11 protein-coding genes are annotated in these 16,363 nt (G+C 45.7%); 9 read left to right on the top strand and 2 right to left on the bottom strand.

What is annotated here, in order from left to right:
- The first annotated feature begins 24 nt into the window (after positions 1 to 24).
- A complete protein-coding gene (locus J6I44_RS09725; protein WP_265765895.1) occupies positions 25 to 534 on the top strand; it encodes a hypothetical protein in 510 nt (169 codons plus the stop codon).
- Here J6I44_RS09725 and J6I44_RS09730 read toward each other — a convergent pair.
- Positions 526 to 1,377 carry an SDR family oxidoreductase gene (locus tag J6I44_RS09730; protein WP_265765896.1) on the bottom strand — a complete coding sequence of 284 codons (852 nt, stop codon included), beginning with the start codon at positions 1,375 to 1,377 and terminating at the stop codon, positions 526 to 528. The two genes, J6I44_RS09725 and J6I44_RS09730, sit on opposite strands and share 9 nt — an antisense overlap.
- Positions 1,378 to 1,477: 100 nt before the next feature.
- On the opposite strand from J6I44_RS09730, the gene J6I44_RS09735 reads away from it, so the two are divergent.
- The 3 genes from J6I44_RS09735 to J6I44_RS09745 all read left to right on the top strand — a co-directional run bounded on the left by J6I44_RS09735 (position 1,478) and on the right by J6I44_RS09745 (position 3,035).
- The gene (locus J6I44_RS09735) at positions 1,478 to 1,849 is read left to right on the top strand and encodes a co-chaperone GroES (RefSeq protein ID WP_265765897.1); all 372 of its coding nucleotides are present in this window, start codon (positions 1,478 to 1,480) and stop codon (positions 1,847 to 1,849) included.
- Between the two features lie 96 nt (positions 1,850 to 1,945).
- Positions 1,946 to 2,842, top strand: a complete 897-nt coding sequence (locus J6I44_RS09740) for an MBL fold metallo-hydrolase (RefSeq protein WP_265765898.1) — start codon at positions 1,946 to 1,948, stop codon at positions 2,840 to 2,842.
- Between the two features lies 1 nt (position 2,843).
- A complete protein-coding gene (locus J6I44_RS09745; RefSeq protein ID WP_265765899.1) occupies positions 2,844 to 3,035 on the top strand; it encodes a hypothetical protein in 192 nt (63 codons plus the stop codon).
- A 4-nt stretch (positions 3,036 to 3,039) separates the two neighbouring features.
- Here the strand turns inward: J6I44_RS09745 and J6I44_RS09750 are convergent, their stop codons facing one another.
- The gene (locus J6I44_RS09750) at positions 3,040 to 7,077 is read right to left on the bottom strand and encodes a hybrid sensor histidine kinase/response regulator transcription factor (protein WP_265765900.1); all 4,038 of its coding nucleotides are present in this window, start codon (positions 7,075 to 7,077) and stop codon (positions 3,040 to 3,042) included.
- A gap of 663 nt (positions 7,078 to 7,740) precedes the next feature.
- On the opposite strand from J6I44_RS09750, the gene J6I44_RS09755 reads away from it, so the two are divergent.
- From J6I44_RS09755 to J6I44_RS09775, 5 genes are all read left to right on the top strand, one after another.
- Positions 7,741 to 8,082 carry a hypothetical protein gene (locus tag J6I44_RS09755; protein WP_265765901.1) on the top strand — a complete coding sequence of 114 codons (342 nt, stop codon included), beginning with the start codon at positions 7,741 to 7,743 and terminating at the stop codon, positions 8,080 to 8,082.
- 366 nt (positions 8,083 to 8,448) lie between these two features.
- On the top strand, positions 8,449 to 8,826 hold the full coding sequence (locus J6I44_RS09760) for a hypothetical protein (protein WP_265765902.1): 378 nt from the start codon (positions 8,449 to 8,451) through the stop codon (positions 8,824 to 8,826).
- Between the two features lie 59 nt (positions 8,827 to 8,885).
- Positions 8,886 to 9,485 carry a phage tail protein gene (locus J6I44_RS09765; RefSeq protein WP_265765903.1) on the top strand — a complete coding sequence of 200 codons (600 nt, stop codon included), beginning with the start codon at positions 8,886 to 8,888 and terminating at the stop codon, positions 9,483 to 9,485.
- A gap of 82 nt (positions 9,486 to 9,567) precedes the next feature.
- Positions 9,568 to 10,737 carry an ABC transporter substrate-binding protein gene (locus tag J6I44_RS09770; RefSeq protein ID WP_265765904.1) on the top strand — a complete coding sequence of 390 codons (1,170 nt, stop codon included), beginning with the start codon at positions 9,568 to 9,570 and terminating at the stop codon, positions 10,735 to 10,737.
- Between the two features lie 184 nt (positions 10,738 to 10,921).
- A partial coding sequence (locus J6I44_RS09775) for a putative Ig domain-containing protein (protein WP_265765905.1) occupies positions 10,922 to 16,363 on the top strand: 5,442 nt, incomplete at its 3' end.

Here is a 16,363-nt window from a genome sequence, read left to right on the forward strand (position 1 = left end):
GCCAGGATAGGATGAGGTATTATTATGTACATTATAGATCATAACAAACAGCTTTCGTTAGTTAAGGAGATGAAGCAACTTCGCAGAAACACACAAAGTTGCGAGGTGTATTATCATCATCCTTTTACCAATCAAATGTGGAAAAGTTTTTTTCCACGTGCCAAAGAGGATAATCTGGGACCAAAGTTGTTGCGTCATGAGCCATTGCCGAATACTATTGAAGCCTGCCTGGATATCTGCTTAGCCGAAGATGCTCCGGAAAATGCCATTGGGCTTGGTATCGAATGGTCAACAAAAGCAACGTTATGGCCCGAGGTTATCAAAATTCTGGAAGAAAATTATTCTGATTATTTGAGAGGGCAACTGAAACTTTTCTTAAAACATCTGGATATGGAGGAAGCTGAGCTTGGAACAATTAAAGAAACCTCATCCAAGCCAACTACTGGCAACAACGATATAAGTGGTGAGGAGATCGATAACCTGATCTGGCGATCGCGCAAGATCAGGATGAAACGATTTTTTGTATTAGGATAGTCCGGTTAGCTCAGCACTTATCTTCCAAAGTCGTTCAGACTTTTGCCTGTCGTAAGCAATAGAAGCTGGTTTAGTCACCTTTTTGTTTTTAAAGTATTTACCACTTATTTCCTTAACCTCATCAGAAGTAGCAAGGTAGATAGATGTTTGCGCACCCCGCTTAGCCGATTTCATAAAAGGTGTTCCAAGGAAGTAAAAAGCCTTCATCAATAAGCTGGCTTCTTCAGCTAACTGGGTACGAACAACACCGGGATGCAGGCAGTTTGCCGTAACGGAATTATGTTGTGCGCGATTAGCCAGTTGATGCGTAAACATGATATTGCAAAGCTTGGACAGTCCATAAGCTTTCATCGGGGCAAAGTGTTCTTCCAGTTGAAGGTTCTGGAAATCAAAAACAGGAGCTCCGAGTCGATGGGCCTCCGAAGAGACCGTTATAACTCGACCTTCAGCGGATTCTTTGAGATGATTATACAGTAAGTTTGTGAGCAGGAAAGGTGCAAGGTGGTTGACGGCCAGGGTCTTTTCGATGCCGTCGGCTGTTTCTTGTCGTTTATGGGGTATAAAACCGGCATTGTTTACCAGAATGTCAATATGATCGAATTTGTCTTTGATCGTTTCGGCCGCTTTTCGAATATCATACTGTAAGGCCAAATCTGCCAAAACAATTTCCAGCCCCGTGTGATTAGTATCTTCCATAATTTCCTGGCGTGCTTGTTCAGCACGCTGTTCATTCCGGCATATCATAACAACATAAGCTCCCTGCCGGGCAAAAGCCCGAACGGTTTCTTTGCCAATACCAGAGTTAGCGCCGGTAACGACACACAGTTTGTTGGATAAATCCATATTTGGTCGGCTTTGCGGATGAAATCATTAGTTCAGATTGTTCTGTAAAGAAGTTAACTTATGGTATTCATTATATTTGTTTCACGAAATTGTAGTACGAATGATTCAAGAATACCTTAACTCTGTTGATAAATTTGTTGTAGTCGGTGACCGTGTGCTTATTAAGCCACGTGATATGGAAGCCCGGACAAAAAGCGGACTTGTATTACCGGCAACTGTACAAGAAAAAGAGGATATCCACAGCGGATATGTCATTAAAACGGGACCAGGTTATCCTATTCCCTCAAATGAAATTGACGAATCCTGGAAAGATACCAGTGAGACCAAATATATCGGCATGCAGGCAACAGAGGGAGACCTGGCAATTTTTCTGAAAGGTCAAACCCACGAGATAGAGTTTGAAGACGAAAAATATCTTATTTGTCCTCATAATGCCATCTTATTACTTATTCGGGATGATATGGCGGTATAGGTATGATTTTGTGCCCGGTTGTTATTATTATAGCATCCAATAAAGACGTTGGCTTTACACAAATCGGGATACAAAATATAACTAATCCAATCTACTATGGACCGGAGACAATTTTTAATTCATTCATCTTTTTTAACGGCAGGGCTCGCTACTCCTCTTAAGAACCTCTGGGGGAGAACAACCGGTAATTTTACTCCCCTCAGGCGTAATGTTGGATATTTTACGGAACGTGGCGGTACCATCGGCTGGCTTGCCGCCGATGATGGCATGGTGATTATAGATTCCCAATTTCCAGAGACAGCTAAAAACTGTTTGAACGGTCTTCGTAACCGATCCGACCATCCGTTGGATTTATTGATTAATACCCATCACCATGGAGATCATACCTCAGGAAATCCGGTCTTTAAAGGCGTAGCCGAAAAGATGGTAGCGCACGAGAATGTTCCTATGTTGATGGCACAGTCTGCCGAAGAAGGTGAAGGGAATCAGGAGTCCGCTTATCCTACTACTACCTTTGCCGAGCGTTGGCAGATGGATGTGGGCGATGAAACAGTTCATGCTCATCATTTTGGTCCGGCCCATACCAGCGGAGATGCCGTTATTTATTTTGAGAAAGCTAATGTCGTGCATACCGGTGATCTTGTCTTCAATCGGATGAATCCCTATACCGATCGTCCGGCAGGCGCCTCCATCCAAAATTGGATTAAAGTGTTGCAATCAATTGAAGAAGAATATCCAGCTGATGTACAGTATATCTTTGGACATGGGAAATCCGATTTTGGTGTAACCGGGGGCAAGCAGGATATCACCGTAATGCGTAACTACCTGGCTGCACTGGTAGAGCACGTTCAGCAGGGACTGGAGCAAGGTAAATCCAGGGAAGAGATTACAAGTGTTGAGGTGCTAACTGGCTTTGAGGAATTTCTCTATGCCGATTTTTGGACATTGCCGGATAATCTAAATTTGGTATACGAAGAATTAACGCAATCTTAAGATGAGCAAGCAAACCTCTTCTTCACAAAAACAGGAGCAGGCTACTGCACGTCGCTGTCAGTATTGTGGCTCTGAAGCTCCACTTATTTGGGTTCATGGTCATGGGCAATGTGCAGCCTGTGGGATAAACGTTCAAGAGTGTTGCCAGGGAGAGCAATGTAACTTGGAAGAGGGGCAAGATAGAAATCGATAAGGACTTAGGAAACTTCAGAAGGGGATTTACCAAAAGTGTTTTTAAAGCTGGTAGAAAAGTAATTGGCATCCGTATAGCCAACAGCCCGGGCAGCCTCTTGTACAGAAAACTGTTCTTCAATAATTAAGGCACGGGCTTCATCCATACGCACTTTGATGATAAACTCATTTAACGTAAAATCACTTACCTTTTTCCACTCCCTATATAGTTTGGAGCGACTTTGATAGAGTGCATCGGCTATCATCCCGATGTTTAAATTGGGATTGCCCAACTGTCGAAAAATGATTTCCCGCACTTCTTTTTCCAATTCAGATTCATTAGCTGCTGGCGCGGCTTGGGCATCTTGTGCCAGTATGTTTTCGCGGCGGAAGACGGCAGCTATTTGAGAAAGCAAGGTTTGGCTTCGGATAGGCTTTGTAAGATAAATGTCGGCCCCGGTTGAGAGGCCTTTTTCAATATCCGGATCGGTATTCTTCGCGGAAAGAAAGATAACCGGCAGCTGTTTAAATTTGGTACTGCTACGTACTTTTTCTACAAACTCAAACCCATTCATTTTTGGCATCATAATGTCAGAGATGACAAGGTCGGGTGTTAGATCATCCATCAACTGCAAGGCTTCGCGACCATTTTGGGCCACAGAGGCACGGTACTTCTTAGCGATGACGGATTGCAGGTAATTCCGGAAGTCGAGATTGTCTTCGGTGATTAAAATATGCTTTGTATCTTCAATATCTGGCTGCTCTTCATTGATTGCTGAGGCCGGGGATGACTGGCTGTCAGAGTTGGGCTTGTGTATGGTAATAGGCTCATGGATGATGTTAGTCGTTTCTTGTAAGTGAGTAGTGCCTTTTCTAAGGGTAATAATAAACTCTGTCCCTTCGCCGAGCTCAGAATTTAGTTCAACGCTTCCACCCATCCTTTCAGTAAGTTCCTGTACTAAAAATAAGCCGATACCTGTTCCACCTGCCTGGGCATTATCACCTGCCTGGTATAAATAGTCAAATACTTGTTTCTGTTCGTGTTGGGCAATTCCCTGACCAAAATCGCGCAAATGTATTTGTACAGACTGCTCTTTTTCATGAAAGGAAAGAACGATTTTGTTCTCCTCAGGGCTATACTTGATAGCATTAGACATCAGGTTTATAATGATTCGCTCCCAAGCTTCAGCATCGATATAGACCGGCTCTGTCAGGTTCGATTCATTGATCTCCAGGGACATTTTCTGCTCATCGAGCATGGACTGGAACTGTCCAACGATCTGCATGGTAAAGGCTTCCAGGTCAGCAGGCTGCATTTTTAATTTAAGAGCCTCAGCATTAACCTTGGAAACATCCAATATTTGATTAATTAAATTTTTGAGTCGATTTCCATTTCGCTGCATCATCTCCAGGTAATACTGGTTCTTGGATGCGGGTAGGCGGCCATTAGCTTCAATAAGATTATCAAGCGGTCCAAGGATGAGAGAAAGGGGGGTCTTAAGCTCGTGGGTGATGCCCGTAAAAAAACGCGACTTTTGTTCTGCCGCTTTTTTCAGTTCCTGAGTTTGACGGTTAACTTGCTTCTGCAGGATGTTTTTCCTTCGTTTAAGGGCGCCCACTCGGTATCGATACCCTCCATACATCAGGGCGCCTGCAGCGATTGCTATTAGTAGAAAGAACCACTTGGTCTCATAAAAGAAGGGCGGGATAGTGACAGAGACCGAAGAAATAGATCGATTCCCGTTAATGCGTTCAGCAGCAACCTCAAAACGGTAGGTGCCGGGATCCAGGTTAGTATAACTTGCTTCCATCCCTTGGTTACTGGTCTGCCAGTGTTGGTTGATCCCCGAGAGCCTGTATTTGAATTGCAGTCTATCGGGATTGGCAAAGTTGGGAGCGGTAAATTTAAAGCTAATATTTCGTTCTCCTTTTGGTATTAATTGTTCGGAAATAGTGCTTGCAACGAAGACAGTATCTTGAACATTAATTCGTTCAATTATCGGCTCAGGAGCCTCCAGGTCGGCCTTAAGGCTGGCAGCATCGGGATCGATAACGGTAATGCCCGTTTGATTTGGAAACCAAAGTTTATTTTCAGCCGTTAAAATACCAGCAGATTGCACTCCGCCGTTTGCCTCTCGGTTAAGCATGCCATCGCGCTCATTGAAACTGATGAGCGGGAGTGAATTTGAGCGGCCATCTGCAAACCTATTGAGTGCATCCTGAGCGATACGCATAATGCCGCCATTTGAGCTAATCCACAAATAGTCAAATGGTCCCTTGATGATGCGATGCAGCGAATTACTGATTAATCCATCATTGGAGGTAACACGGGCCATAGACTGTATCTCATAGCTATCGCTAAAAATAATACGGCTTAGTCCCTTATCTTCTGTGGCAACCCATACCGTATCCCGCGATTGGGGGTAGATATCCCGGACATAATTACTGCCGAGCCCATCCCTTTGGCCAATTGAATTAAAGGTTCCATTGCGTGGTAGTAAAACCAACCCATCCCCATTGGTGCCCAGATACAGAGTGCCTTTATGATCTTCACGTATTACTCGAGCGCCTTTTAATTTATTCCCGGCCGCATCCCGGAGCACCTTAAAGGTGTCCTGATTGTGTTCCCGAATACGGGTAAAGCCAATCATGCCAAGGAGGAATCTTCCCGATTGGTCACGATACATGGCATTAATAATAGATTTGGGATAGGGTATATCCCGATCAGATAAACCAATTTCTTCCCATTCTTCATCAAAATATTTCCACAGTCCCCGTCCACCCAGCGCTGCATAAACGGTACCATCAGTATCTTTAGATAAGGCTTTAGTGAATCCCAGGCTGGGCATGCCTTCCGGGGGGGGTAAGGAAGTGACGGTTGAATCTTTAAATTGAAAAATCCCCCCGCGCATACTGGCAGCCCAAATAGTGCTATCGGCGGTCTGGATAATAGGATATACATTGCTTACAGGATGCTTGAGTGTAGATGAGATGTTTTTTATAAAACTTTTTCGAATTTGGAAGACCCCTTCCGTCCTGGATACGACCCATAAGGATCCCTCTCGATCCAAAAAGCCAGCCTGAATTTCTGTCGTTCTAAATACGGCTTGACCGTCTATAACAACCTCATCGTCACCAATAAAAATCGATTCTTTTGATTCTCTTTGGAATATATGTGGAGGATTTCGGGGCAGCGTATTTACAGAAATGGGAAGCTTGTTAAGTTTTTGCTGCTCTATATCTATGTTGTAAAATCCACTCAGAGCAGAAAGAAAAATCTCATCATTTTCTTTAGCGTCGATACTTAATCCTTCAAGCTTTTCTCTTTCCTTGTGAAATATGACTTTGGGTTGGTCAACCGATGGGTTTAAGCAAAATAAGCCGTCATTTCCTAATATCCATAGCCGATCGTTTTTGTCAATTGTTAGTTGTGTAACAGATTCTACAGGAATTGGAAAATCGGCAGCAGCTAATACAAGTTGTGTCTTGCCATCTGCCGAGTATATTAACCCTTGCTGGTTAACTAACCACATTGCCTTACCGGTAACCGGTTCAATGGAAAAAGCTTCGACCGATATCAAGGAGGATTGGCGATAGTCGAATTGATCTTTGGAAGGGTTATATAGGGCTATACCGGAATTGCTGCCAAGCCACACTTCTCCATCGGGACTTTCTTCAAGGAACAATTCCCTGCCTATACTGTTGGGGGCGGGCTGGTATGTTTTAAACTGATCTTGACGGTAAGATATTAAGGAGCCATTCTCGCCGACCATCCATATTGTGCCCGACTTTGTCTTGAGCATATCAACCAACCGGTTGTTGTTGATGCCGGGACTGTTACTTGAATTAAAAGAAACAAAGTCATACCCATCATATCGGACGAGACCATCCATAGTAGAAAAATATAGATAGCCATTATTATCCTGAACAATACCATTAACCGAATTAACAGGTAATCCATCTGCTACCGTGTAATTACGAACTAAATATTCCGATGAATCGGCAGAAGGAGTAGGTATAAAACTCCCCAATAGCATACCTATTACAAGTAGCAAGGTCCCCATGTAGCCGTCTAATTTATATAAATACCTTTATTTATTAATAAACTAAATATTTTTTTAAGCCCTTCAAAGGATAAAATAAATAGTAGTAGAATATTATTTATATCATGTCATGAAAAACTATTAGCCGGAGCTTTTGCAAACCCCCACTGTCATCGTCCCGAGTAGTCACGGACAATGACAGCTTTTTTCAGAGGTTTTGCAAAGGCCTCAAACAGATTGTAGAGTTGTTACTTACCCGAAGATATAAAGTATTTGGATGGTTGGTAAGCTGTTAAATACGCTGGGTTAAGTATATCAACAATGAGAGACGTTCAGTTAGGTTGTAGCAATTCGTACCCTTATAAATCGGCAAAAGTCAGGATATAATAGTAATATCATAGTTTTGGGATGTTTTTAAAGATTATTGAAACAATATAAAAGATTGAAATAGTTAATATTTTTTTAGAAATAATTGAAAAAATATAAGAGGTATATGAGATACTTATGTATATAATGATGAAATAAATAATATCATATACAGACATTGAGCTAAGGTATTAGTGTTAGTACAAATATGTAGTTCTTTTGTGTTGACATTAATTGTGGAGTTCAGAACCCACACAAAAAAACGGGGCGTAATTCCGAAAAGCCATAAGAGTAGGAGATGAATCAAATATAATTATTATGGGATACCCTTTGGTGAAAATTTCAAATAGTACGAGGCATGTTATCCGCGGAAAAGTAGAGTATGCATCAGTCTTTTGCTCAAATGATGACTATGAAATTAATCCTGGACAGGAATGGGAAGCTGAGAGTCGGGGAGTTTGTCTATTGACAAAAATTACAGCAAGAATATTTACGGATGACGGTGTAATTGAGGCCTCGCCGTATGAATCTTCTGGTACTTCTTATAGTCAATTTGCAGTGGTCAAACGTGGAGAGGATTATGTAGTTACTCGAGTTGTGAATCTTAAAGATGATGTGGGCGATGTTAAATACGACGAACCTACTGAGAAGCAAAAATAAAAATATATAATGTATTTTTATTGATTTATACCTGTTGACCCATCTGCTTTTGCCAAATAGGGAAAGAGTGGGTCAACTTTAAATAATGGAGGCAAAGTTTAAACTTTGTATAGAGAATGGGGTACCCAAAAATTAAGGATCTTTGGGAAGGATTATCTTCTGCCTTGGTATTGATAAGCCAACTATAAACTGATAAAGGAATTTGGGGTTTACAGCAATTTTTGGGGCTTGTGACAACCAAATAATAAAAACTACATGATCATGCGTTGATGAATACACCTCAAAAACAGACTTTTAAATCGTCATCTAAACAGAATAAGAAAACAACGGCTAAGCGACTAATACTCCAATTAATCATTACAGATCATGTTTATACTACATATTACTAATAATTATGCAGCAGATATTGAGTTCGACTCGACTACCATTTCTGCTAAAGGGGGAACCCATTCTACAGGCAAAATAAAGGGCCATCATGTTATAGACGGAAAGGGACTTACGGTTTTCAATATTTTGGACCTGGCAAAGAAAAAGATTCCCGGTTATCCATCCTTAAAGGAAACGTGGGGCGTACTTTTTGAATACCAGGGGAATGAAATATATGCCCGCTACGAAGGTAACGGAGAATTCAACATCACCTTCAATGAATTTGGCAATGCTGAGGTCAAAACCATAAACGGTGAGGCTTTAGATATTCTTTTGCCGGGATTAAAACTGGCGAAAGAAAAGCCTGAAGACAATTAATAGAATGCTTTGCAACTGCTTTTAATAGAAAGAATTCAAACGATTAAACAACAAATATTATGTTAGATTTTTTAATTAGTTCAATTATCGGTTGGGGGCCAAGCTGGGCTCCAAGAGGCTGGGCAGTATGCCAAGGACAAATGATCGCCATATCTCAGTACACGGCTGTTTTCTCATTAATTGGAACAACCTACGGAGGTGATGGGCGTACAACATTTGCGCTGCCTGATTTGCGAGGACGAGCCCCTATTGGATATGGGCAAGGCCCGGGTACCAAACACTATCCTCAAGGTACTCGCACGGGAACCGAAGAACAGAGGCTAACGGTATTGGAGATGCCAGGCCACACCCATGCCGCCAACACACAAAATTTGAGCTCTTCGGTTGCAGCAAGCAGTGAAACAGAAGGGGATACCAATGTACCCGGACCGAATAAAGTGTTAGCAAAGGGAGTTATTGATAAATCAGGCCCTGGTAATAAACCAGCCAAAACCTATGTCGAATCTTCCAAGGCTGACACAACGTTACATGGGGGCGATGTTACCGGTAATATTACTAATTCCACAACGGGTGGCGGACAGCCATTTTCCATTCTTCAACCGGTAACGGCTATTAATTACATCTTCTGCATGCAGGGGGTATTCCCTTCCAGAAGTTAACGGTACTGATGTAATCATAATAGTCCTGGGGAATATTGCATCCCCAGGACCTTTGAATTCAGATCTTACAAACTATCTCAGTATGTTTCAGAAGCAGCAGATCAAAATTGGGTTTCTCAATCCCTATTCAAGTTTATATCCCAATTATTCGCAACACATATTAGCCGGTTTGTTCTTAGGGATGGGAGAGGATCCTTTAAAGCAAGATAAAATTAAGTTTGTACCGCACTACACCGATACCGGGAGCGTGCAAAAAACAAAGGATGCTGTACGAAAGCTGATAAATTTTGATAAAGTGGATATGCTCTCGGGACTCATCAGCTATGCGGTGCTGCCGGAGATCGTACCCATGCTGGAAAGTCGTGACAAACTGGGGTTTTTCTTCGATTCGGGGGAATATATCCCTTATTTCGATTATCTGAGTCCCAATACGTTTTTCTCTTCCAACCAATTGTGGCAATCAGAGTTTGCTTTAGGACAGTGGGCCCGCTCGGAATACGGAGAGGGCGGAATGATGATCATGCCACTACTGGAATCGGGGTATCATTTACACAGTGCCTTCCAAAAGGGATTTAGTATGGGCGGCGGGGGAGAGGTGCTGCTCTCGGTACTTCCGTTTGATGAAGAAAACCCTCATGATTTAGATATGGACGCCCTTTTTGAAAAAATAAAGGATCAGGCCCCGCCATTTGTCCATGCCATATTTACGGGTGAAGGGGGCAATGATTTTTTGACCAGATGGGTGGAAGAAGGACTCAATGGTCAAATTCCACTGATTGTTGCCGAACATATGATGTATGATGAGTGGCTGCAGGATGTTAAAGATCTTGATATTCAATGCTATTCTTCTTCATTGTACGATCCTGCCCGAAATTCGAAACCAAATAAAATATTTAAACAGCAGTTCCAGCAAACTACGGGCCAGCCGGTAAATATTTTTGCATTGCTTGGCTACGAAGCGGGAATGATGTTCAGAGAAATCTACCCCTCCATGAAGAAAAGGGACTGGGGAAAAGTACAAACCCTCTTGCAGGAAGAGCATGTCATAGGTCCCCGGGGAGAGCGAGATTTTTACCCTGATTCAGGCTTTACACTGCCGGAAGTCAATATTACCAGGGTAAAATCATCTTCAGGAACCATTGCCAAAAATATTGTCGCTAAAGGAAAACGCTTAGCGTATAACCACCAGATATTTAATGACATCCGTAAAGCAGTACCGTCAGGATGGTTCAACCCCTTGTTTTGTGTTTAATCCTGATTAGAATATATCATTTTACTGCACTGATGCCTGTATTAAAGTACGTTGGTAGGGGTATCTGTTTAAAAAGTTGATACAACCGATGACGTCAAGATTATTTTACAGACGGGGCTTGGCGGACAATCGCATGATTCACAAAAATAGTTCAGATCTACAGGCTAAATAATATCAATCCATCATGAAACGAATAGCCACGCTTTTAACGCTTGTATTCTCAATTGCTTTAACTCAAGCGGCATTTGCCCAAACCACCATCAGTACCGGTAAATATACTACCGCAGCTACCCTTGATGCTGATGCTAATATCTATGCCCTTCAATATGATTCTGACAATGATCATTATGACGTGGTGAAATATGATGCTCCCGGCTACTCCAGTTCAACCGTTTTATATCATGGAGTCTCTTATAGTTCATATCCCACTGATATTGAAATTGCTTCTAATGGTGATGTGTATTTTCTCGATGGTTTTGATGGAGGGCCTACTAATGGGCAAATTATTACATTAGACGCTTCTAATGGTTATTCCTCCACGGTAATCGCATCCGGAGATTATTATTCTGCTTTGGGTATCGATTCCAATGATGACATTTTTGTAGCGCAATATGATGGCTCTTCAACATATGAAGTCGTAAAATACGATGTATCGAATTCGTATAGTACTACTGTTATCTTTAGTGGTCTGGGAATGGAATCTCCTTACTCCCGGGGACTAACCATAGATCAAGAAGACAATATCTATGTTGTATCGGATCTTTCCAGTAGTAGTAACGATGGTACTATATATAAGTTGACGAGCCCTGGATATAGCTCTTCTGTAATTGATAGCGGAGAGTACTACACAGGCTTGGCAGTAGATGGGCACGGTGATCTGTTTGCCATGGCTTATGATAATCAAGGAACACCGAGTGATTATGATGATGATGAATATGATGTTGTCAAGTATACCGATGGCTCTGGTACGCCAACCGTTTTCCATGATGGTTTGGTTATTGGAATTGGACTTGATGAGTATCCTTTTGGGTTAGGTACTAACCGAGAGTTGGGAGATCTCGTGGTTCCAGACCCTTTTGCATCTGGCAATGGAGCCTTGTATTACTATGACCGGGCTGAACCTGCTCCTTCCGCGCCTACAGCAAATATATCCGGCGGCCTCTATACCACCGATCAGACAATAACGCTTAGCGGAGAAAGTGGTGCATCCATCTATTACACCCTGGACGGTAGTACCCCCACCACCGCCAGTACGCTGTATGCTGGATCTATTACTATCAGTTCTACCACCACGCTGAAAGCCATCGCTGTGGATGGTGCCGGTAATGCGTCCCCAGAGCTTACCGAAACATACACCATTGACAAAGAAGCACCGCTCATTTCCCTGCTGGATGGAGATACGGTGGATTTGGAAGCAGGTGATCCTCCGAAAAGCATAGACGAAGGAGGAAATACAACGGTAAGTGATATGGATTCTCCTCACTTTAACGGTGGATATCTCGAAATAGTTGACAGGGATGCAAATAATACGGCTAATGGCAATTTTAGCGTAGATGGGACCAATGTTACTTCCGGTGGAGATGGAACTATAGCCGCCGGCGAGACGATTGCTGTGGGCGGGACGTCCATTGGAACGGTTCATGCTACTGATGACGGCCAGGGCGGGAATAACCTGACCATCAACTTTAATACTTCGGATACCACACCGGCGCGTGTCCAAGCGTTGATTCGCAATACAGAATGGACGGCCCCTTCGGGTGAGGGGGAACAGACCTTTGCCCTTACGCTGGCTGACCGTGCTGGGAATACTCGAGCCCCGGCTCAATTTACGATGAGCCTGTTTGCCACGGGGCCCGATGCCAATGGTATTTTGTATGTGGATCAAAATGTAAGTGGCGGGCAAGAGACCGGGGATAGCTGGGCCAACGCCCTGCTGACCCTGACCGAAGCGTTGGCCTATGCCCGTGATGAGTGGGTGTCGGCCAACGGTCCACTCCAAATTTGGATTGCTGATGGAACTTACAAACCCACTGATGGTACGGACCGGTCGGCCAGCTTCCGCCTGACAGGCGCCGAGGACGGTCTCAAAATATACGGCGGTTTCGCCGGAGGAGAGTCGACTCTCAGTCAACGTGATCCGGCCACCAATGTGGTTACGCTGTCTGGGAACTTAAACGGGGATGACAGTGATGGCGATGGGGACGGTTTCCCGGAGACCAACCGCGGCGATAACAGCTACCACGTGGTCTATCTGGATGGAATAAGTAGTCCTATTACTTCAGCCACAGTACTTGATGGTGTTACCATCAGTGGGGGGCAGGCCGATGATGGTAGTTTTCCTGATAATTCGGGCGGCGGCTTGTTTTGCATTGGCCAGGGAAGCACCTGTAGTCCTACACTTGCCAATAACACCTTCCGCTATAACAGCGCTTCCAAACTGGGCGGCGCAATGTACAATTCTGGAACCGCAAGTGGAGAAAGTAGTCCCGTTATTACCGATGTCCATTTTATTCAAAATCGTGCCGCCAGCGGTGCGGGAGTCTTTAACGATGGCGATGGTGGGGCCAGTAATCCCATATTAACCGATGTGAGCTTCCGGGACAACCGCAGCCTGTTTGACGGTGCCGACGGTAATGGGGCGGCTATCTACAACAATGGAAGCGGCGGCCAGAGCAGCCCGGTCATCACCAACGCCACCTTTTCCGGCAACCACGCCGAACGGGATGGCGGGGCTATCTTTAACGACGGACGAAGTGATGGAACCAGCGATCCTCAGATTGTGAACGCGGTGTTCACCGGTAATAGCTCCGACTCCAACGGGGGCGGAGTCTATAGTATAGGCGGTGGAAGTAGCGGAGAAAGCAGCCCAACGATCATCAACGCCACCTTTATGGGCAATTCGGCCAGCGCCGATGGAGGCGGGCTGGTCAATGATGTTGTTAACGGCGGAGCTGTAACAACTACCCTTCAGAATACGATTTTACATGGCAATAGTGCGGGCAATGGCGGACAGCAGATTTACAACCGGGGCAGTGGTGCAAATCCGGTTATCGGCTACACGCTTGTAGAAGGAGGAAGCGGCGGCATTACCAACAGCAGTAGCTCTTCTACCACCTATACCGACGACAGTGGCAATAGCGTCAATTTTGCGAACAGTACGAATATCGTCGCTGATCCCAATTTTGCAGATAGCAGCGATCCCGACGGGGCTGATAACCAGCTCGGAACCGCTGATGACGGGTTACAGCTTACCGCCGCAAGTGGGGCCGTGAATGCTGGTGATCCTGATACAGATCTGGCATTATTCCCTAATGGACCGGCCTCGCCGCTGGATTTGACTGGAGCTCCACGCGTATACAGTGGTACTATCGAGCGTATTGATATGGGCGCCTATGAATTGCAGGCCGAGCAGGACATTAATGAAGCGCCCTCCTTTACCTCTTCGCCGGTTACAGCAGCCGAGGAAAATGCGTCGTATTCATATCAAATAACTACTCAAGATCCTGATGGTGACGGGCTGACTATTACGTCCATACAGATCCCGGACTGGGCAACACTGACGGATAATGGTGACGGTACAGGGACGCTGGAGGGGACGCCCGCTTTTGATGATAGCCAGGATTATACGGTAGAACTTGAAGTCTCCGATGGTGAACTATCGGCCACGCAGTCCTTTACGATCACGGTGGATAATACGAACAGGTCCCCGGTCTTTAATTCCAGTCCGGTGACGGGGGCCAAGGAAGGAGAGGCATATAGCTACACTATTGAAGCCTCTGATCCTGATGGTAACGGGCTAACTATTACGTCCGTACAGATTCCAGACTGGGCAACACTGACGGATAATGGTGACGGTACGGGGACGCTGGAGGGGACGCCCGCTTTTGATGATAGTCAGGATTATACGGTAGAACTTGAAGTCTCCGATGGTGAACTATCAGCCACGCAGTCCTTTACGATCACGGTGGATAATACGAACAGGCCCCCGGTCTTTGATTCCAGTCCGGTGACGGCGGCCAAAGAAGGAGAAGCTTATAGCTACACCGTTGAGGCTTCGGATCCGGATGGGGACGGACTTAGTTTTTCGGTGGTGCAGATCCCGGACTGGGCGAGCTTGCAAGATAACGGCGACGGCACGGCGACGCTGAGCGGTACGCCCGCTTTTGATGATAGTCAGGATTATACGGTAGAACTTGAAGTCTCCGATGGTGAACTATCGGCCGCACAGTCCTTTACGATTACGGTTGGTAATACGAACAGGCCCCCGGTCTTTGATTCCAGTCCGGTGACGGGGGCTAAAGAAGGAGAGGCTTATAGCTACACTGTTGAGGCTTCGGACCCGGATGGGGACGGACTTAGTTTTTCGGTGGTGCAGATCCCGGACTGGGCGAGCTTGCAAGATAACGGCGACGGTACGGGGACGCTGAGCGGTACGCCCGGTCCGGAGGATATGGGTGAGGCTGATGTCGAGCTGGAGGTCAGCGACGGCACCGATACTGCCAGCCAGTCCTTTACGATCACGGTGGATAACACCAACCGAGTTCCGGCCTTTGATTCCAGTCCGGTGACCGAAGCCAAAGAAGGCGAAGCCTATAATTATACGGTTCAGGCCTCTGACCCGGATGGGGACGCAGTGACAATTACCCCCGCACAGCTTCCAGATTGGGCCAGTCTGAGCGATAATGGCGATGGCACAGGAACCTTAAGTGGCACCCCCGGCCCCGAGGATGCAGGCAATGTAGCTATCGAACTCACCGTTTCCGACGGGAGCCTCTCGGCCACGCAATCCTTTACGATTACGGTGTCGGGTACCAACCGAGCTCCGAGTTTTGACTCCAGCCCGGGGACCAAAGCGCAAGAAAACAAGACGTATTCTTATACCATTACCAGCTCTGATCCGGATGGCGATGGGCTGACGATTACGGCCTCGACGGTACCGAATTGGGTTACGTTCACCGACAATGGCGATGGGACCGCCATCCTTGAAGGAACGCCGGGCCCGGAGGATAGCGGGGACCATGCGGTGGAGCTGCAGGTTAGTGACGGGGCGGCCACCGCCTCCCAATCCTTTACCATTACCGTGGACCATACGAACCGCGCGCCGAGTTTTGACTCTTCTCCGGTGACAAAAGCCCAAGAACAACAAGTCTATCAATATGAGATTATTGCCTCTGATCCCGATGGTGATGGGCTGGCAATTACAGCTACGCAGATCCCTGACTGGGCCTCCTTTACCGACAACGGTGACGGCACGGCGACCTTGAGCGGTACCCCCGGCCCCGATGACATGGGCGAGGTATCGGTAGAACTGGAAGTCAGCGACGGTACGGCTACGGCCAGCCAATCCTTTACGATTACGGTTGGTAATACGAACAGGCCCCCGGCCTTTAATTCCAGTCCGGTCACAGGGGCCAAAGAAGGCGAAGCCTATAATTATACGGTTCAGGCCTCTGATCCGGATGGTGAGGCAGTGACGCTTACAGCCCCCACGATTCCAGATTGGGCCAGCCTGACCGACAACGGCGACGGCACCGCCACCCTGAGTGGCACCCCGGGTGTAGAGGCGGAGGGCCGCTACCCCGTGGAGCTGGTTGTGAGTGATGGAAGCGCCGACACCACCCAGGTT

The organism is Fodinibius salsisoli (genome assembly GCF_026229185.1).
Taxonomy (GTDB): domain Bacteria; phylum Bacteroidota; class Rhodothermia; order Balneolales; family Balneolaceae; genus Fodinibius; species Fodinibius salsisoli.